Here is a 1996-nt window from a genome sequence, read left to right on the forward strand (position 1 = left end):
ACCGTCCTTAACTAACTTCTCTATAATGTCTGCTCTGGTGGCAGGTGTACCAAGTCCCTTACGCTCCACATCGTCACTCATGTCCTCGTTTCCGGCTCGCTCCATTGCAGACAAAAGGGAATCTTCCGTAAAGTGTTTTGGGGGATTTGTGTAATGCTCACTGATCTTTGTCTGTACCCCGTCAAAGGTCTGCCCCTTTGAAAGCTCCGGCAGTTTCTTCTCCTCCTGCTCTTTATCTTCCGTTGTCTTAAAAGAACGCTTAAAAGCATCTTCAAAATCTTTCCATCCGTTTTTTAAGACCGACTTGCCGGAAGCAGCAAAGGTGTAACCGCCACAGGAAAGTTCTGCCTTAACCGTTTCATAAAGATGTTTCTCCCCCGTAGCACACAGCAGTCTGTTGGCCACAAGGGATAAAATCTTTCGCTCCGTTTCCGGCAGGGCTGCAAGGTCAGCTTTTGCAATCTCCATGGTAGGGATAATTGCATGGTGGTCTGTGACCTTTTTACTGTTTAAAACACGCTTAATATCCGGATTAAACATCATATTTTCCTCAAACAGAATGGAACTGAAAATCGCTTTGATTACGTTTCCGGCAGTCTGCTCCATATCGTCAGACAGATACTGGCTGTCCGTTCTCGGATAGGTACACAGCTTCTTTTCATAAAGACTCTGGGTGTACTCCAAAGTCTGTTTTGCAGTAAACCCGAATAAGCGGTTGGCATCCCTCTGAAGCGTGGTAAGGTCATAGAGCTTCGGCGGTGCCACCGTCTTTTCTTCCTTTGTCACAGACGTAACAAGAGCCTGTCCGTTCAGACAAGCTCCTGCAACATTTTCTGCTTCTGTTTTACTGTCAATCCTCTCTGTGACCGCATCCACTCCGCCGCAGAGGATATGAGCCATAAAATACTGCTCTTTCTTGAAATTCATAATCTTTGCTTCACGCTCTACAAGCATTGCAAGGGTAGGTGTCTGTACCCTGCCCACCTTTAACACCTTGCCGCCATATAAAACGGTAAAAAGCCTTGTACCATTGATACCCACAAGCCAGTCCGCTTCCTGTCTGCAAAGTGCGGAATGGTATAAGTGATCGTAGTCACTTCCCGGCTTTAAGTTCTCAAAGCCTTCCCTTATGGCACTTTCCTCCATAGATGAAATCCATAAGCGTTTCATCGGTTTGCTACATCCCGCCTGTTCATACACCAAACGGAAGATAAGCTCTCCTTCCCGTCCTGCATCTGTTGCACATACCACGCTGTCTACTCTTGTATCATGCATCAGCTCCTTTAACACCCTGAACTGTGCAACCGTGTCTTTCTTGACCTCATGCTGCCAATGCTCCGGTATCATAGGCAGGCTGTCGTAAGTCCACTTTTTCCATGCATCAGAATAGGCATCCGGCTGTGCCAACTCAACCAGATGCCCCACGCACCATGAAACGATAGAACTGTTTCCCTCCATGTATCCGTCTTTTCTTTCATCTGCACCAAGCACCTTGGCAATTGACTGTGCCACACTTGGCTTTTCCGCTATCACTAACTGCATTATTCTTCCTCCTGTTCCTCAAAGAAATCCTCATCCGAACTTCCCTCTGATTCCTCATCTTCGTTCTCATATTCTTCGTTATCTTCCTCGTCCTCATCTTCGTCCTCGATGAAGTCCTCTTTCTTTTTGCGTACTACCTTGAAATAATACGCACCTCCGATTACTGCCACTGCAAGACCTCCCATCAGGATATAGGAAATCATAGGATTTGCCTGCTCTTTAACCTCTGTTTCTTCCGATTCCTCGGTGCTTTCTGTATCTTCTTCTGTTCCCTCTGTATCTTCCGTAGCTTCCTCCTGCTTATTTTCCTGTTCTGCATTATTATTCGGCAATGCACTTTCAGAAGTCGGGATTGCAGACTCTAATGCGGCAGAGTTTTTCGGTAAGGTCTCGCTGTTATCAGATGTGGTATTCAGCAAGTCATTTTCCGTAATCTCTGTCAGGAAATAGACCA

At 46.2% G+C, this 1996-nt stretch carries 2 protein-coding genes; both read right to left on the reverse strand.

Annotated features, from left to right (window positions below; all coding sequences use genetic code 11):
- Positions 1 to 1542, reverse strand: a 1542-nt coding sequence (topB, locus tag FYJ59_RS13770) for a DNA topoisomerase III (protein ID WP_154498905.1), incomplete at its 3' end; no start/stop codon positions are given.
- Positions 1542 to 1996 (reverse strand): CD1107 family mobile element protein (locus tag FYJ59_RS13775; protein WP_154498908.1); only part of this gene is annotated, 455 nt, incomplete at its 5' end. The genes FYJ59_RS13775 and topB, both read right to left, overlap by 1 nt.

Source organism: Waltera intestinalis, from assembly GCF_009695995.1.
GTDB classification, from domain to species: domain Bacteria; phylum Bacillota; class Clostridia; order Lachnospirales; family Lachnospiraceae; genus Acetatifactor; species Acetatifactor intestinalis.